Genomic DNA, 14998 nt, shown 5'->3' with positions numbered 1-14998 from the left:
GATTTTGATGGAAAAGAAATTATGGGGCGGTCGTTTTGAGGCCAGCTTGGAGGCCTGGGTAGAGGAATTTGGTGCCTCTATCCGCTTCGACCAGAAACTAGCCAAGTTTGATATTCAAGGATCCATTGCCCATGTGACCATGCTGGGTCAGACAGGTATCATTGAGCAGGCTGAAGCAGACACTATCAAGGCTGGTCTGGAAGAGCTTTTGGCTGAGTATGAGACTGGTCAGCTGGAATTCGACGTGACCAACGAAGACATCCACATGAACATGGAATCGCTCTTGACGGAAAAAATCGGTCCAGTGGCTGGCAAGCTCCACACGGCTCGTTCACGGAATGACCAGGTCGCGACAGACATGCACCTCTATCTCAAGGACAAGCTCCATGAGGTGATTGAGAAATTGGCCAATCTACGTCAGGTCTTGGTCCATTTGGCTGAGGAACATGTGGAGACCATTATGCCGGGCTATACGCACTTGCAGCATGCCCAACCCATTTCTTTTGGTCACCATCTCATGGCCTACTATCAAATGTTCACCCGTGACAGCGAGCGCTTTACTTTCAATATCCAGCATGCGGACATGTCACCGCTGGGCGCAGCGGCCCTTGCAGGAACTACTTTTCCCATTGACCGTCAACTGACTTCTGATTTGATGGGCTTTGCCAAACCTTACAGCAATTCATTGGATGCGGTGTCTGACCGTGATTTCATCTTGGAATTTTTGTCCAATAGCTCTATTCTCATGATGCATGCTTCTCGTTTATGCGAGGAAATCATTAACTGGTGTTCCCATGAGTACCAATTTGTCACCCTATCGGACACCTTCTCAACAGGTTCCTCTATCATGCCGCAGAAGAAAAATCCTGATATGGCAGAGTTGATCAGAGGAAAATCGGGTCGGGTAGTGGGCAATTTGGTTGGTTTACTGACCGTCATGAAGGCTCTGCCATTGGCCTACAACAAAGACCTCCAGGAAGATAAAGAGGGCATGTTTGACACGGCGGAGACCATTACAGTTGCCATTGACATACTGGCCGGTATGCTGGAATCCATGACCGTTCACAAGGATAGAATGGCTGTTTCAACCGAGAAAGACTTCTCCAATGCGACTGAGTTGGCAGACTACTTGGCCAGCAAGGGAATGCCTTTCCGCCAGGCCCATGAAGTGGTCGGCAAGCTAGTCTTGGAATGCACCAAGGCTGGTCACTACTTGCAGGATATTCCGCTGAAACGTTACCAAGAAGTGACGGACTTGATTGAGGAGGACATCTACCAGGCCCTGCAATCTCGTACAGCGGTGGAACGCAGAACCTCACTGGGTGGGACAGGATTTGAGTCAGTTCAACACCAAATTCAGCAAGCGACAGCGGAATTAAACCCAGATAAATAATGAAAAATGCCTCTAAACGTGATGTTTATTGGCTTTTTTGAATTTTATGGTATAATAGAGGTAATTTTGAAAGATGGAGTGACAGTTTGAGAAAAAGCTACCGTGTCAAGCGCGAACGAGATTTCAATGATATTTTTTCTAAGGGACACAATGTTGCCAATCGACGCTTTGTGGTCTACCGATTGGCCAATCAAAAAGAGCATTTTCGTGTAGGTTTATCTGTCAGCAAGAAGTTAGGAAATGCCGTCACACGCAATAAAATCAAGCGTCGCCTGCGGCATGTTCTGCTTGAATTGAAAGAGGATATACAGGCAGAGGATTTTGTCATCATTGCCCGTAAGGGTGTGGAGGAATTGACCTACCAAGAAATCAAGAAGAATCTGCTCCATGTTTTGAAACTTGCGAAACTCTACCAGGAAGGTGTTGAGATTGAAAAAGAAAATTAAATGGGCGGGCCTCTTGACCCTGTCCCTTGTCGTATTAGCGGCCTGTGGAAATCAGGCCAGCAACCAATCTTCGGGTGCCTGGGATTCACTCATTGAGTGGTTTGCCAGCATCATCCAATTCTTGTCTATCAATGGTCATATCGGTATTGGGATTATCCTTTTCACTATCTTGATTCGGACCTTATTGTTGCCACTCTTTCAGATTCAGGCAAAATCCTCTCGCAAGATGCAGGAAATTCAGCCGCAGCTGAGAGAGTTGCAGGAACGCTATCCAGGCAAGGATATGGAAAGCCGCCAATTATTGGCTGAAGCGACCCAGCGTCTTTACAAAGAAAACGGCGTCAGCATGGGGTCATCCTTTATACCACTTTTGATCCAGATGCCCATTCTTTTGGCTCTTTTCCAAGCCCTGACTAAGGTGGATGCTCTCAAGGTTGGCCAGTTTCTCTGGATGAACTTGGGTCAGCCGGACCCGTACTTTATTTTGCCGATTCTGGCTGCGGTCTTCACCTTCCTTAGTACCTGGTTGACCAATAAGGCTGCGCCAGAGAAAAATGGTGCTCTGACCGTGATGATGTACGTCATGCCGTTTCTCATTTTCTTCTTTGCGGTGACGTCAGCTAGCGGGGTTGCCCTTTATTGGACCGTGTCCAACGCCTACCAAGTCGTTCAAACCTTGATTTTCAATAATCCTTTTAAAATCATAGCAGAGCGTCAAGCTAAGATTGATGCAGAGAAAGCGCGCCAGGCTAAAATTAGGAAAGCTCAGAAAAAAGCCCAGAAAAAGAAATAGGATAGTAGGAGAGAAAAGATGAAATTTACAGGTGCAAATGTTGAAGAAGCCATCCAAAATGGTTTGGCAGAATTAAATATCCCTCGTAAGAAGGCACATATTACTGTCGTTGCTCGTGAGAAAAAAGGTTTCCTTGGTTTTGGTAAGAAACCAGCGGTCGTCGATATTGATGTTATCAATGAAACAACGGTTGTCAAGGCTAACCAGAAGGCTGTTCGTGGCGTTCCAGATGAAATCAACGAGCAAAACGAGCCAGTGAAAAGCGTATCAGAAGCGACGATTGACCTTGGTAAGGTTGTTGCCGCTGTTAAGGAATACGAAAAGTCTGGTGAGGTCTTAGAGGATGATATCAAGGCTCAGATTCTGAAAAATGAAAAAGAAGCGACTACGATTTTAGAAGAAACAGGTCGTATCGAAATTTTGCCAGAAGAACTCCTGCAACCGGCCACTGCAGAAGAGACAATTGAAGAAGTTGTTGAAACTCCTGAGGCTACTGAGGAGACAGAGCCTGTTTCAAAATCGGAAGAGTTTTCCGACTTAGACATTAAAATCGAGTACCAGCATGACATTGAGCAGGTGGTGGCAGAAGTATCAGCTTACGTGCAGGAAATCTTGGATGACATGGACGTTGAGGCACGGATCGAGACCAGCCATAACCGCCGTACCATCAACATTCAGGTTGATACAAATGAGCCTGGTCGCGTAATCGGCTACCACGGCAAGGTCTTGAAGGCGTTGCAATTGTTGGCGCAGAACTTCCTCTACAACCGCTATGAGCGCAATTTCTACATCAATATCAACGTTAATGACTATGTGGAACATCGTGCAGAAGTCTTGCAAGGCTACGCTCAAAAATTGGCGGAGCGGGTCCTGGCAGAACAAGAGGCCTATCACACAGATCCGATGTCTAGCAGTGAGCGCAAGATTATCCACCGGATTATTTCCAAAATGGACGGCTTGACCAGCTATTCTGAAGGTAGCGAGCCTAACCGCTATGTGGTCGTGGACATTGAAGGACACAACGATTAAAAGAGGTTTAGCCTCTTTTTTTCACACTCCTTACTGAAAATAGGTCAAAATGCCTTGACAAACAGTCAGAATTCTTATAAAATAGATTGGTATGTTTAGTAACTGATCAAAACTAGCCGGCTAAACGAATACAAGAATCTAAGAGGAGGTATTCATCGTGAAACGTACTTTTCAACCAAGTAAAATCCGTCGTGCTCGTAAACACGGATTCCGTAACCGTATGTCAACTAAAAACGGCCGTCGTGTATTAGCAGCTCGTCGTCGTAAAGGACGCAAAGTGCTTGCAGTGGCATAAGAAGACGAATGTAAAACCAGCAGAAACTCGAGTCTGCTGGTTTTTCTTTTTTAATAATAAACAGATAGGTGAGAAGGGAGTACTTTGACATGAATAGGAAGATGATCCCCCTCGTCTCCATCAATGTTGATTTGTAGGTCTCCATCGAGAAGTTTGATTTCCCCTTCCTTGAAGGTTTCATAACCCAGGCTATTACTTTCTTCTGTGACGCCGCCCATCAGCTGAGGAATGGCAGATACCGTATTTAAGAAGTGGCTATCTTTCAGATAGAGTAGGTGTAAAAGGCCGTCATCTACCTTGGCATCTGGAAGAAGGGTTTCAAACCCACCAATGGAATTAGTCAGTCCAATCAGGATGGTTGTCGAGGCAATTTCCTTAGTCTCACCGTCTAATTGAATCTGAAACTCATAGCGTTGGTTGTTTATCAATTCCTTGAAGCCATTGATGAAATAGGCCATCTTCCCATAGCGGGTTTTCTCATCTGGATCAACATTATTGATAGCTTGTGGAATAGCGCCGATTGCCACGACATTCATAAAGTAGCTATCGTTGACCTGGCCAATATCAAGAGGGCGCTTACGGTTTGGATCAAATTGTTTAATAGCTTGCGCTGGATCAAGGGGAATTCCCAAGGCTCGCGCTAAGTCGTTGACCGTACCTAGTGGGAAAAATCCAAAATTCGGTCGATATTCTTCCTTAGCCAGACCACTGATGCCCTCGTTAACTGTCCCATCTCCGCCCATGACAAAGACACTGTCAAAACCTTCTTGCGCAGCCTCCTTGACGAATTGGCAAGCATCTCCGCCTTTTTGAGTTTCTTTTATAAGGACTTGGTTAAAATATTCCTCCAATTTGGCCTGGGCCAAGTCTCTAAACTCCAGGGCACGTTCCCCACCAGAACTAGGATTCACTACTAATAAGGCTTTTTTCATGCGAATCTCCTTCCAAAATACAAGCTACCTCTATATTATAAGGTATTTAGGCTGTGATTGCAAAAGGAAGCTCCTTGTCCCGTGAATTCAATATATCAAAAAACAATTAAAAGTGATATACTAGGATATTATAAGGAGGGATCGATATGGTAACAAAAGAAGAAGCAGTCCAATTGTTACAGGACATGATACAGATTAATACAGAAAATGACAATGAAGAAGAACTGGCTCGCTATATTCAAGAGTTTTTATCTGCTCATGGCATCGAGAGCGAGTTAGTGGAATTTGCGCCAAGACGTGCTAGTTTAGTAGCGGAAATTTCAAATGGGCCTGGGAAAAAATTGGGACTAACTGGTCACTTGGATGTTGTCAGTGCTGGCAATGCCGAGGATTGGACTCACCCTCCTTTTTCAGGTTTCGTTGATGAAAACAAGATTCTTTGGGGACGGGGAGCTTCAGATATGAAGTCGGGTCTTGCAGCTCTTATTCTGGCTATGGTTGCCCTCCATGAATCACAAGACTATTCAGGGACCATTCGATTGTTGGCGACTGTTGGTGAAGAAGTTGGAGAATATGGTTCCAAGCAGCTAACGAAGCTGGGCTATGTGGATGATTTAGATGGTTTGCTAATTGGAGAACCTTGTAATATTGGGATTATTTATGCTCATAAAGGCTCGTTGAACTACAAGGTCACTTCCAAGGGTACGGCAGCCCATTCTTCCATGCCAGAACTCGGGAACAATGCCATTGAGCACCTCAATCATGCTATGCTGAAGATATCAGAAGCTATTGCACAAGAAGCAACAAAGCATACTGATCCAGAGTTGGGGCAAACCTTTCATAATATTACGGTGGTAACAGGGGGGCAACAGGTGAATTCTATTCCCGATTGGGCAAGTTTTGAAGCTAATGCCAGGACAATCCCTGCTTTTGATAACCAAGACGTAATTCGAACAGCCAAGGAAGTGATTGAAGAGCTGAATGAGCAAGAAGGATTTGATTTAAGTATAGAGGTGACTGCTGATCAAAAACCAGTTGTTAGTGATAAGCATTCTCCACTCATTCAGTCTATTTTGAAAGTACAGCAGCAGTTTCCTAGTTTACAGGTTCCTGCCCAATTGAAGCAGATGGAAGAGGTTTTAGGAGGTGACCTGTCAGGACAAAACAATCTGCCAACCACCTTAGTCCCTCTAGCGGTGTCGGGAACAACCGATGCAGCCCAATTTACTCTGTCGGAGAAAACGTTTGACGTGGCCGTTTATGGCCCAGGCATTCCCATGCTCAATCACAAGATTGATGAACGTTTACCGGTGGAGCAGTACTGGGATTTTATTGCGATTTATCAAGCCATTCTATCTGACTATCTTTCATAATTGGAATGTTTGCCGGATACTGATGAAAGATAAAACTGTTATCGGGGTCATCTGTTTATACTCTATTCAAAAATATAATATACTAGAGACAGAAAAGATCTCACAGGATTTAAGGACGGCCAGCTTGAAGAATGACCATAAAAGAAAGCATCGGACAGGGTTCGGTGCTTTTTCTCAGCCAAATACAGAGGTGGCTTATGGTATAATGGTAGAAAAGAAAGAGAAGTATGATGATAGACATATTTGATACCCACACCCACCTCAACGTCGAGCAGTTTGATGGTCGGGTCCAAGAAGAACTAGATTTTGCCAAGGAGATGGGGGTCACCCTCCACAACGTCGTCGGTTTTGACCGAGCAACCATTGACAAGGCTATGGAGCTTGCTGATCAGCATCCTGAAATCTATCTGACATTGGGCTGGCATCCGACAGAGGCTGGCACTTATGATGAAGAAGTTGAACGTTATCTACTCAAGGCTCTTAAGCATCCCAAGGTCATTGCCCTGGGGGAGATTGGGCTGGACTACTACTGGATGACGGCAGATAAGGAAACCCAGGCCCGTGTCTTCAAGCGGCAAATGGAGCTGGCCAAGCAGTTGAATTTGCCCTTTGTAGTTCATACTCGTGATGCTCTGGAAGATACCTACCAGATCATCAAGGAAGTCGGCGTCGGTCCGCGTGGAGGCATCATGCATTCCTTCTCTGGCACGCTGGAGGAGGCTCAGGCCTTTATGGACCTGGGCATGCACATCTCCTTCTCGGGAGTAGTGACTTTCAAAAAAGCTGTCGAACTTCAGGAAGCGGCGCAAGCATTGCCTCTAGAAAAAATCCTGGTCGAAACAGATGCGCCTTATCTGGCGCCTGTTCCCAAGCGTGGTCGGGAAAATCGCACCGGCTACACCAGATATGTAGTGGAAATGCTGGCCCAGCTTCGCAACCAGTCGGTCGAAGAAGTGGCGAGAGCGACCTACGAGAATGCAAGGAGCTTGTTCAGAATTGACACAGAAAATTAAGATACAAGAAGTCCTCGTTGTCGAGGGCAAGGACGACACGGCAAACTTGAAGCGGTTTTACGAGGTGGATACCTACGAAACCAGAGGCTCTGCTATATCAGACGATGACTTGGAACGTATCGAGAAACTCCATGACCTGCGTGGCGTCATTGTCTTTACTGACCCAGACTACAATGGAGAGCGGATTCGGAAGATGATCATGCAGGCTATTCCCACGGTCAAACACGCCTTTTTACAGCGGGACGAGGCCAGGCCCCAGTCCAAAACAAAAGGGCGGTCCTTGGGCATTGAGCACGCCAGCTTTGAGGACTTGGAAAAAGCCCTGGCAGGCGTGCGTGGTTATTACGATGATGAACATAACTTTGACATCACCAAGTCCGATCTGATGCACCTAGGCTTGCTTATGGGCGGTGATAGTCGCAAGCGGAGAGAACATCTGGGAGAACAGCTCCGAATCGGCTACTGCAACGGCAAGCAGTTGCTCAAACGCTTGGAGCTGTTTGGGATAAGTCTGGCGGAAGTCGAGGAGGCGATGGAGAGCTATAATGGATAGGGTATACGCTGTTAAGTGCTTGGTTAAAAACGAGTTTGAACCTTCTTATGAAAATTATTCATCTTATGAAGAAGTGACCTACTTGTTGCCGGCTAATGTCCTTGTTTGGGAGGACGAGCAGGTTGATAAGAACAAACTAGCAGACTATTTGCTTGGTCTAGTTGAAGATGGCTATGTCAATGCGGAAGGTATTTGGAAGCAGAGCCGTTTGTTTCATATTGCCGGTGTGCAAGAAATGGACGACAGGGTAGAGTTTGATGGACTAGCCGTGGAAGTCTATCGTTGGTTTTACAATTTTGAACGTCCTGTTACTGAGGAAGAATTTTTGAATCTCTATTATTTTGATGATTTGGGGAGATAGGGAATGTCTAGACGAGAACAAGTCATCCTAACCAATATGTGCATGATTACAGACAATCAGTGGGTGTTGGTCCAGGATAGGAAGTCATTCAAGTGGCCTGGAGTCACGTTTCCGGGTGGGGATTGTGTCATAATAATGACAGGTGCTTAAAACGCTGATAAATCAAGGATTTGAGCGTTCTACAATCTGTCGTTAAGGAGGAAAAATTTATTTTATTATTTATAATATCGCATAAGCGAGAACATTTTAATAAGTGTTCTCGTTTTTTTATTTTCAGGAGGAATTCATGAAAAAGAAGGAACAATCATCACGCCAAATCGTGATGTGTCATCTCGTGGCTATTTTAGGAGTTGATATTGAGAAAGCAACTCATCTTGTTGATGAATTGGAACAAGTAGGTTTAATCCGATTTGATGAATTCGGAAATGTTGGACTTTTAGTCTTGGAGGGATAATCATGAAACGTATTACCGCTAATCAATATCAGACATCAGAGCGTTATTATAAACTCCCAAAAGTCTTGTTTGAGAGTGAACGTTATAAGGATATGAAGCTGGAAGTTAAGGTAGCCTACGCGGTTTTAAAAGATAGGTTGGAGCTGTCTTTGAGTAAAGGTTGGATTGATGAGGATGGAGCAATTTACTTGATTTATTCCAATTCAAATCTGATGGCACTTTTAGGCTGTTCAAAGTCAAAACTACTCTCTATCAAGAAAACCTTACGCGAATATGGCTTAATCGATGAAGTCCAACAGTCCTCTAGTGAAAAAGGTCGAATGGCAAATAAAATTTACTTGGGGGAATTAGAACATGAAACTACCCCAGTCTTACATACAGACGGGGCTAGTGTTAAAAAAACACTAGGGGGGTCTCAAAGAAAGACGGGGCCGGTCTTAAATTCAGCCCCTAGTGAGACTGAAAGAAGTGAGACTAAATATAGTGAAACTAAAGGGAGTGATTTTCTTATTGATGACGAGGAGGAGAGGCAGCTAGTAGATGAGAAACAAGAAGAGAACTTTACTTCAAAAGTCGATGGCGTGACCAAGTACGATCGAGACTATATTTGGGGTTTGGTTCATGACCAGTTAAGACAGACGGGTCTATCTCAGTCAGCTAGTGACTATGCCATGATTTATTTTAGTGACCGTTATCAGTACGCATTGGAACATATGCGATTTGCTCGGTCAGCGGAAGTAATAGCTGAATACGTATTTAATGGTGTGCTGTCAGAGTGGACTAAGCAACTGAGACGACAAGAAGTAAAGGGAGGTGATTAAGTTGATTTGGTGGATACTAGGTGGAATCTATTTGATTTCAATCATCATTTTGATTGTTGAAATCATCCGTGCACCAGAAATGGATGATCATATATAGGCAAGAGTTTTACAAGTGTAAGGCTCTTTTTTATTTGGAAAGAGAGGAAAAATGAAATTTTTAGATTTATTTGCTGGGATAGGTGGTTTTAGACTAGGAATGGAATCACAGGCCCATGAGTGTTTGGGCTTTTGTGAAATTGATAAATTCGCTAGAACATCCTACAAAGCCATGTTTAACACAGAAGGAGAAATAGAATACCATGACATTAAAGAGGTCACAGACGATGACTTTAGACAATTTAGAGGGCAAGTGGACATCATCTGCGGGGGATTTCCTTGCCAAGCATTTTCACTCGCAGGCAGACGATTGGGATTTGAAGATACTCGAGGGACTCTCTTTTTTGAGATTGCTCGAGCGGCCAAACAAATCCAACCACGTTTTCTATTTTTGGAAAACGTCAAAGGCCTACTCAATCACGACAAGGGACGGACGTTCGCCACAATCCTCTCCACGATGGATGAATTGGGGTATGATGTCGAATGGCAGGTGCTTAACAGTAAGGACTTCCAAGTCCCGCAAAACAGAGAACGGGTCTTTATTATCGGACATTCTAGAAGATACCGTTCCAGATTCCTATTTCCTCTCAGAGGAGAAGACAGCCCAGCTCATCTTGAAAGGCTAGGAAATATCAATCCCTCAAAACATGGTTTGAATGGTGAAGTCTATCTGACGAGTGGACTTTCTCCTACACTAACGAGAGGTAAAGGAGAGGGGGTTAAAATTGCCATTCCAGTCTTAACACCAGATAGACTTGAAAAACGCCAACATGGGCGTCGTTTTAAGGACAATCAAGACCCCATGTTTACGTTGACCAGTCAAGACAAACATGGGGTTGTTGTCGCAGGAAATCTGCCGACTAGCTTTGACCAGACTGGAAGAGTATTTGACATTTCTGGCTTGTCACCGACCTTGACCACCATGCAAGGTGGAGATAAGGTTCCAAAGATACTGCTGAGGGAGGAGCTGCCATTTCTGAAAATCAAGGAAGCCACAAAAACAGGGTACGCAAAGGCAACTCTTGGAGACTCTGTCAATCTGGCTTATCCAGACTCAACCAAACGTAGGGGACGTGTGGGAAAGGGAATATCCAATACCTTGACAACTTCAGACAATATGGGAGTGGTGGTTGCTGCTTTGGAATATCGACAGGATAAGTGGTATGAAGTTACAGGCATTGTCTTAGAGGGGAAACTTTTTCGCCTGAGAATAAGACGACTGACACCAAGAGAGTGTTTCAGACTGCAAGGCTTTCCTGACTGGGCTTATGAAAGAGCAGAAAGTGTTTCCAGTAAGAGCCAGCTATACAAACAGGCCGGCAATAGCGTGACTGTCACAGTTATTGAAGCTATTGCCAGAGAATTTAGAAGAATAGAAGAGGAAGAAAAATATGAACCTACTACATAAGAAAAGTATCTTAGATTGTACTGAATTAGAAGAACGTATTCACCAAGTTGAAACCAATCAGTTACTACAAAAGATACTGTCGCTCCCCAATTTTGATTGTGACTTTGAGGTGACTTTTGAAGATGATTACCACAAAGAGATGAATGATCCCCTATTCTACGAATCCAATCTTTATCGGATTTCGGATTTTTTGGAAACTAGGGATATTAAAAATGGTGTAGATACACTATTGACGAAAGACAATCACCTTGCCTTTCGTGCCTTTGGTGAAAATTATTCTGCTAGAGGAAAGGATGGCATTTTAACGACTTTAGTGACGGTCAAATGCTTTGGTGAAGGACGGATGCCCATTGATATGAGTCGCTATTTCTCAACTCCTGAACCAACAGTTGAAAATAGCCTAACCTTATAAGGAGGAGCCTATGCTTGAGGTATATCTAGGAAATAATGCCAATACAAATCAAGATTTACTAACCATTTTGACGACCTATGGTGTGACTTATCGTTGTATAAATGCGTGTGATGTAAACCGTGAAATCTTACTGTCACTCTTTGCCAAAACCACGGATTGTTTTGAGTTGCTGTCGCCACGATTTCTTCGCTTTAAGCGTCAATATTCGATAAGTTTGAATGAGATGATTCAGCTCATTCTCCAAAAGCCAGACCAAAACCTTCGTCTGCCTCTCATTGTTTGTCAGAATCATGTCTATCCAGCTATTGGGCTAGACGAAGTGCGTACCTTTCTTCCCAGACAAGTAAAAGAAGAGCTGTTTCAGGCCAGTCTGATGAAACAGGTGACAGGGTAGGTGTGAAGATGAATGAACGATTTTGGGACAATTTAGAGATCATTCTGGCCGAAAAAGAACTCACTTGGGCAGAACTAGCACGTAAAGTATTCAACGGTCAATATGTTTATCCAAGTGAGTTTAATCGTCTCTATCAAAAACTGCGACATTACAAATCCAATCGTCTGATGCCACAAACAAGATGGGTTGAGCGTATTGTTCTAGTCTTAGAAATTGATTATGAAGATTTATTTAAGAGGTGACAATGATAAGGATAGTGGTGTTTTATCTAGCTATACAGCTTAACGGTCTTCTGGTGAGTTTATACCTGAAAGAGTATCTGACAATAGAGGGTATAGTCTTGCTACAATTGGTCCTATTATGTGTGACTTGCTTTGAAATTGCCCGTCATAAAACTGTTCAAGCAAAAAAAATGACCATACAAAATCGCTTAAGATGGTTGCTTCTTGGTTTTGTGTCTATGGTTGCTTTTGCAGTCTTCATCAGCTTTCTATTTTCAGTTCAGACTAGGAATCAAGCGGTCTTGTTACAAGTAGGAAAACAAGTTCCACATGTTATCTTTTTATTGTTTCTGGTCAATGCAAGTCTCCTTGAAGAGATTGTTTATAGGCAATTGCTGTGGGAAAAATTGACATTCCCTTTTGTACAAATAGGCGTGACCAGTTTTCTCTTTGTTCTATCCCATGGCCCCAATCAGTTAGGGAGTTGGCTCATATATAGCTGTCTTGGCTTGACCTTGGCTGCTGTTCGATTGAAAACTGATTGTATGACGGCAATCATCTTACATTTACTTTGGAATAGTTTGGCTTATGTCGTAACTTTCTTGTGATACCAAAATCAAGAGTGTTTCCGTATTATGGAAACACCTTATGTTTGAGAGGGAATCGAAAAAAAGAGGAGGTCACCATGTCATCTGAACAACAAGAACGTCAAGCGATGCAATACGTGGAAAGAAGTAGTTTATTGACAGTCAGAACCCTCTTAAAGCTCTTAGAATGGTCGGCTAGGCAAGCCTTAGCTCAAGATTCAGCTTATAAGATTGGGGTTCAAAAACTGGAAGAACTCCTTCAAAGCCCTTATGCAATTGAAGCGATAGATGTTAGTAAAGACATACTGGATAAGCCAATCGATGTGGAGAAATTTAAGGAGTTGATGGAGTCAGAAAAACTGCCAATCGCAATTAGTTGGCAAAAAGACTATCTCTACTTTTATGCCAAGGATAAGACCTTGCTCGATCATTACTTGGATGAATTGTTGAAGAAACTGATGTCTAATCCAGAGAAACTAGAAGGTTTAACTTTTGATAAAACCTTGGACCAAGAGATAGAACTGGCCAAAGAAAGAATAAGAGTGACAGAACCTTCGGCAGTCAAAACCAAGGAGGTGACCTTGTAATGTATTCAAGACGAAAAGCATTTGTCTTTGGTCTCTTGGGTCTCGCCTTTGGCTATTTCTGCCATCGTCTAACTCTACTCTATGATAGTTTAACCAATGCCCCACCTATGGAACGATTTGCCTACCTCTTAGGAGAGGGGTTAAATCAGGTTTTCAATCCTTTATGGCTTTTTGCTTTTACTCAAAAATCTCTTCTTGCCTTTATCCTTGGGGTTCTAACGATGACACTAGTCTATCTTTATGTATCGACAGGACAGAAGGTCTATCGAGAAGGGGAAGAATACGGTTCTGCACGATTTGGAACCAGTAAGGAAAAGCGGAACTTTTACAGTAAGAATCCTTTCAATGACACGATTTTGGCTCGTGATGTTCGTCTAACCTTGTTGGAAAAGAAGAAGCCCCTGTTTGACCGAAATAAAAACTTGATTGTTATTGGGGGTTCTGGGGCAGGCAAGACCTTTCGATTTGTTAAACCCAATCTTATCCAACTTAATTGTTCCAATATTGTCGTAGATCCTAAAGACCATTTGGCTGAGAAGACAGGTAAACTCTTTTTAGAAAACGGTTATCAGGTCAAGGTTTTAGACTTGGTTAATATGACCAATTCAGACGGTTTTAATCCCTTTCGTTATGTAGAAACAGAGAATGATTTGAACCGCATGTTAACGGTCTATTTTAACAATACCCGTGGGTCTGGTTCTCGCAGTGATCCATTTTGGGACGAGGCTTCCATGACATTGGTGAGAGCTATTGCCTCTTATTTGGTGGATTTTTACAATCCTCCAGGAAGTTCCAAGCAAGAGCAGGAAGCAAGACGTAAGCATGGCCGTTATCCAGCCTTTTCTGAGATTGGGAAACTCATCAAACTCTTATCAAAGGGAGACAATCAGGACAAAAGTATTCTTGAAGTCCTGTTTGAAGATTATGCTAAAAAATATGGTCACGAAAACTTTACCATGCGAAACTGGGCGGATTTCCAAAACTACAAGGACAAGACCTTGGATTCGGTCATTGCTGTGACGACCGCTAAGTTCGCCCTTTTTAATATTCAATCGGTGATTGATTTGACGCAAAGAGACACTATGGATTTGAAAACGTGGGGCACTCAAAAGACCATGGTCTATCTTGTTATTCCAGACAATGATACGACCTTTCGTTTCCTATCTGCTTTATTTTTCTCTACGGTTTTCTCCACTTTGACCAGACAGGCTGATGTTGACTTTAAAGGGCAACTGCCGATTCATGTTAGAAGCTATCTGGATGAGTTTGCGAATGTCGGAGAAATCCCAGACTTTGCTGAACAAACCTCAACAGTTCGCTCTAGGAACATGAGTCTAGTTCCAATCTTGCAAAATATTGCTCAACTCCAAGGACTTTATAAGGAAAAAGAGGCTTGGAAAACTATACTGGGGAACTGTGACAGCCTCCTCTATTTGGGTGGGAATGACGAGGAAACTTTCAAATTTATGAGTGGTCTATTAGGCAAACAAACCATTGATGTCAGAAGTACCAGTCGTTCTTTTGGGCAGACTGGCTCAAGTTCTACCTCTCACCAGAAAATTGCCCGTGACTTGATGACGGCTGATGAAGTAGGGAATATGAAACGAGATGAGTGTCTTGTACGCATTGCAGGGGTTCCTGTTTTTCGAACCAAGAAATATTTTTCACTCAAACATAAGAATTGGAAATGGCTTGCGGATAAGGAATCTGATGAACGCTGGTGGCACTACCACATCGATCCCCTAGCTGCTGAGGAAGAGGTAGATTTGTCAGGCCATAAAATAAGGGATTTAAGCACAGAAACGACACTACATTAATAGAAATGAGGAA

19 protein-coding genes and 1 pseudogene are annotated in these 14998 nt (G+C 43.4%); 19 read left to right on the top strand and 1 reads right to left on the bottom strand.

The genetic code is table 11. The features are described 5' to 3' along the window. The first annotated feature begins 4 nt into the window (after positions 1-4). The 5 genes from argH (at position 5) to rpmH (ending at position 3956) form a co-directional block, all read left to right on the top strand. Positions 5-1393: an argininosuccinate lyase gene (gene argH, locus ACHBIF_RS09370; RefSeq protein WP_394720106.1), complete on the top strand. Its 1389-nt coding sequence runs from the start codon at positions 5-7 to the stop codon at positions 1391-1393. A gap of 86 nt (positions 1394-1479) precedes the next feature. Continuing rightward, positions 1480-1839 carry a ribonuclease P protein component gene (gene rnpA, locus ACHBIF_RS09365; protein ID WP_105122258.1) on the top strand — a complete coding sequence of 120 codons (360 nt, stop codon included), beginning with the start codon at positions 1480-1482 and terminating at the stop codon, positions 1837-1839. Then, positions 1823-2632: a YidC/Oxa1 family membrane protein insertase gene (locus ACHBIF_RS09360; protein WP_105111056.1), complete on the top strand. Its 810-nt coding sequence runs from the start codon at positions 1823-1825 to the stop codon at positions 2630-2632. Before rnpA ends, ACHBIF_RS09360 begins: the two co-directional genes overlap by 17 nt. Positions 2633-2650: 18 nt before the next feature. After that, on the top strand, positions 2651-3661 hold the full coding sequence (gene jag / locus ACHBIF_RS09355; protein ID WP_105111055.1) for an RNA-binding cell elongation regulator Jag/EloR: 1011 nt from the start codon (positions 2651-2653) through the stop codon (positions 3659-3661). A gap of 157 nt (positions 3662-3818) precedes the next feature. Then, a complete protein-coding gene (rpmH, locus tag ACHBIF_RS09350; protein WP_018368178.1) occupies positions 3819-3956 on the top strand; it encodes a 50S ribosomal protein L34 in 138 nt (45 codons plus the stop codon). Between the two features lie 50 nt (positions 3957-4006). Here rpmH and ACHBIF_RS09345 read toward each other — a convergent pair whose 3' ends face one another. Then, on the bottom strand, positions 4007-4888 hold the full coding sequence (locus ACHBIF_RS09345) for a diacylglycerol/lipid kinase family protein (RefSeq protein ID WP_394720103.1): 882 nt from the start codon (positions 4886-4888) through the stop codon (positions 4007-4009). Between the two features lie 146 nt (positions 4889-5034). On the opposite strand from ACHBIF_RS09345, the gene ACHBIF_RS09340 reads away from it, so the two are divergent. From ACHBIF_RS09340 to ACHBIF_RS09275, 14 genes and pseudogenes are all read left to right on the top strand, one after another. Continuing rightward, entirely contained in the window at positions 5035-6261 is a 1227-nt protein-coding gene (locus ACHBIF_RS09340) for an ArgE/DapE family deacylase (protein WP_394720101.1), read from the top strand. A gap of 230 nt (positions 6262-6491) precedes the next feature. Then, positions 6492-7274: a TatD family hydrolase gene (locus tag ACHBIF_RS09335; RefSeq protein ID WP_394720151.1), complete on the top strand. Its 783-nt coding sequence runs from the start codon at positions 6492-6494 to the stop codon at positions 7272-7274. Further along, complete coding sequence (rnmV, locus tag ACHBIF_RS09330; protein WP_394720099.1) at positions 7237-7827, top strand: ribonuclease M5; 591 nt, start codon at positions 7237-7239, stop codon at positions 7825-7827. Before ACHBIF_RS09335 ends, rnmV begins: the two co-directional genes overlap by 38 nt. Further along, a complete protein-coding gene (locus tag ACHBIF_RS09325; protein ID WP_394720097.1) occupies positions 7820-8188 on the top strand; it encodes a hypothetical protein in 369 nt (122 codons plus the stop codon). Before rnmV ends, ACHBIF_RS09325 begins: the two co-directional genes overlap by 8 nt. Before the next feature lie 3 nt (positions 8189-8191). After that, positions 8192-8308: pseudogene (locus ACHBIF_RS09320) on the top strand (DNA mismatch repair protein MutT); the annotation flags it as partial. A 166-nt stretch (positions 8309-8474) separates the two neighbouring features. Next, a complete protein-coding gene (locus ACHBIF_RS09315; RefSeq protein ID WP_044474380.1) occupies positions 8475-8642 on the top strand; it encodes a hypothetical protein in 168 nt (55 codons plus the stop codon). A gap of 2 nt (positions 8643-8644) precedes the next feature. Next, positions 8645-9463 (top strand): replication initiator protein A, encoded by an 819-nt coding sequence (locus tag ACHBIF_RS09310; RefSeq protein WP_349510389.1) that lies wholly within the window; start codon positions 8645-8647, stop codon positions 9461-9463. A 148-nt stretch (positions 9464-9611) separates the two neighbouring features. Beyond that, positions 9612-10967 (top strand): DNA (cytosine-5-)-methyltransferase, encoded by a 1356-nt coding sequence (gene dcm, locus ACHBIF_RS09305; protein WP_394720094.1) that lies wholly within the window; start codon positions 9612-9614, stop codon positions 10965-10967. Next, a complete protein-coding gene (locus ACHBIF_RS09300) occupies positions 10951-11379 on the top strand; it encodes a hypothetical protein (protein WP_044980276.1) in 429 nt (142 codons plus the stop codon). The genes dcm and ACHBIF_RS09300 overlap by 17 nt, the downstream gene beginning before the upstream one ends. A gap of 10 nt (positions 11380-11389) precedes the next feature. Continuing rightward, positions 11390-11773 (top strand): arsenate reductase, encoded by a 384-nt coding sequence (locus tag ACHBIF_RS09295; RefSeq protein WP_024377751.1) that lies wholly within the window; start codon positions 11390-11392, stop codon positions 11771-11773. An 8-nt stretch (positions 11774-11781) separates the two neighbouring features. Beyond that, positions 11782-12015 carry a hypothetical protein gene (locus ACHBIF_RS09290; protein ID WP_001005710.1) on the top strand — a complete coding sequence of 78 codons (234 nt, stop codon included), beginning with the start codon at positions 11782-11784 and terminating at the stop codon, positions 12013-12015. Between the two features lie 2 nt (positions 12016-12017). Continuing rightward, complete coding sequence (locus ACHBIF_RS09285) at positions 12018-12602, top strand: CPBP family intramembrane glutamic endopeptidase (RefSeq protein ID WP_394720091.1); 585 nt, start codon at positions 12018-12020, stop codon at positions 12600-12602. Between the two features lie 77 nt (positions 12603-12679). After that, positions 12680-13168, top strand: a complete 489-nt coding sequence (locus tag ACHBIF_RS09280) for a hypothetical protein (protein WP_012775124.1) — start codon at positions 12680-12682, stop codon at positions 13166-13168. Further along, complete coding sequence (locus tag ACHBIF_RS09275; protein WP_394720088.1) at positions 13168-14985, top strand: VirD4-like conjugal transfer protein, CD1115 family; 1818 nt, start codon at positions 13168-13170, stop codon at positions 14983-14985. The genes ACHBIF_RS09280 and ACHBIF_RS09275 overlap by 1 nt, the downstream gene beginning before the upstream one ends. Positions 14986-14998: the final 13 nt, after the last annotated feature.

It is taken from the genome of Streptococcus sp. A11 (assembly GCF_043674225.1).
GTDB classification, from domain to species: Bacteria; Bacillota; Bacilli; order Lactobacillales; family Streptococcaceae; genus Streptococcus; species Streptococcus suis_V.
The sequence above is the reverse complement of the archived record's forward strand: the minus strand, read 5'-3'. Positions and strand labels throughout refer to the sequence as shown.

Coding starts and splice junctions, on each gene's coding strand:
- ACHBIF_RS09310 (WP_349510389.1), top strand. CDS start 8,645: ATGAAACGTATTACCGCTAATCAATATCAGACATCAGAGCGTTATTAT.
- ACHBIF_RS09325 (WP_394720097.1), top strand. CDS start 7,820: ATGGATAGGGTATACGCTGTTAAGTGCTTGGTTAAAAACGAGTTTGAA.
- dcm (WP_394720094.1), top strand. CDS start 9,612: ATGAAATTTTTAGATTTATTTGCTGGGATAGGTGGTTTTAGACTAGGA.
- ACHBIF_RS09335 (WP_394720151.1), top strand. CDS start 6,492: ATGATAGACATATTTGATACCCACACCCACCTCAACGTCGAGCAGTTT.
- ACHBIF_RS09345 (WP_394720103.1), bottom strand. CDS start 4,888: ATGAAAAAAGCCTTATTAGTAGTGAATCCTAGTTCTGGTGGGGAACGT.
- jag (WP_105111055.1), top strand. CDS start 2,651: ATGAAATTTACAGGTGCAAATGTTGAAGAAGCCATCCAAAATGGTTTG.
- rnmV (WP_394720099.1), top strand. CDS start 7,237: ATGCAAGGAGCTTGTTCAGAATTGACACAGAAAATTAAGATACAAGAA.
- ACHBIF_RS09290 (WP_001005710.1), top strand. CDS start 11,782: ATGAATGAACGATTTTGGGACAATTTAGAGATCATTCTGGCCGAAAAA.
- ACHBIF_RS09285 (WP_394720091.1), top strand. CDS start 12,018: ATGATAAGGATAGTGGTGTTTTATCTAGCTATACAGCTTAACGGTCTT.
- ACHBIF_RS09295 (WP_024377751.1), top strand. CDS start 11,390: ATGCTTGAGGTATATCTAGGAAATAATGCCAATACAAATCAAGATTTA.
- ACHBIF_RS09280 (WP_012775124.1), top strand. CDS start 12,680: ATGTCATCTGAACAACAAGAACGTCAAGCGATGCAATACGTGGAAAGA.
- ACHBIF_RS09315 (WP_044474380.1), top strand. CDS start 8,475: ATGAAAAAGAAGGAACAATCATCACGCCAAATCGTGATGTGTCATCTC.
- ACHBIF_RS09275 (WP_394720088.1), top strand. CDS start 13,168: ATGTATTCAAGACGAAAAGCATTTGTCTTTGGTCTCTTGGGTCTCGCC.
- ACHBIF_RS09340 (WP_394720101.1), top strand. CDS start 5,035: ATGGTAACAAAAGAAGAAGCAGTCCAATTGTTACAGGACATGATACAG.
- ACHBIF_RS09300 (WP_044980276.1), top strand. CDS start 10,951: ATGAACCTACTACATAAGAAAAGTATCTTAGATTGTACTGAATTAGAA.